We start from the raw sequence: 720 nt of genomic DNA on the forward strand, positions 1-720 counted from the left end.
CTTTTTCGTTTAGCCGTTCAGGGAGCATGTCTCTAAATAACATCTTTTTATAATTAATAGGCTTATAACGCTTAATTATTTTAAGATTTTTTTCATGTATTTTTCTATTTCCCTTTATGGTCCTAAATTACGGTCTTGTTAAAAGGTGTGATCTTATGGGCATTTCATCCACGAATAAATGCATCAAATGCAATCCAAAATTGTTTTTGGTAACTTTCTTCATGCATGATGGTATCAAGTTCGGCACCTGTAATTGTAATACTGTCTGTCAGATGCGTATATTGGCATAATTGTCGTATTTCAATGTTATTGGCTATATTGTTTTGGTTGGCAAGAATAAACAATGTTGGAATTTCTAAATGCCCATTAAGGATATTTTTTTTCACGCTATCAATTGCATTGAGTACTGATGCCATCCATCGAGATGTCGGACGTTTTATAAGAAAATCAGAGGATAAAGCTGCTTCATTGATGCGCATAAATTGCGTACTTTTTTGTTTTAATTTTTCCCCACCTTTCGCTGGTAAAAATCCAAGACCGATATCAGAAAGAAGTTGTGTTAATTTATGTTGAAAGCTATTTGTTTTATTGCCAAATGGAGCAAAAAGGGGAGAAATGCAGAGCATTTTATTAAACTTATGGTTAATGAGATCCAATCCGCTAAGTGCTATCAGTCCCCCCATGCCATAAGTTAGCATGTAGTAAGGTGGTGGACAATTA

The 720-nt window shown here is 34.3% G+C and carries 1 protein-coding gene; it reads right to left on the bottom strand.

Annotated features, from left to right (window positions below):
• Nucleotides 1-164: 164 nt before the first annotated feature.
• Nucleotides 165-720: serine aminopeptidase domain-containing protein (locus tag ACFIO5_RS11760; protein ID WP_375705508.1), on the bottom strand; the 556-nt coding region annotated here is incomplete at its 5' end.

The sequence above is a fragment of the Bartonella sp. AA86SXKL genome (assembly GCF_042196885.1).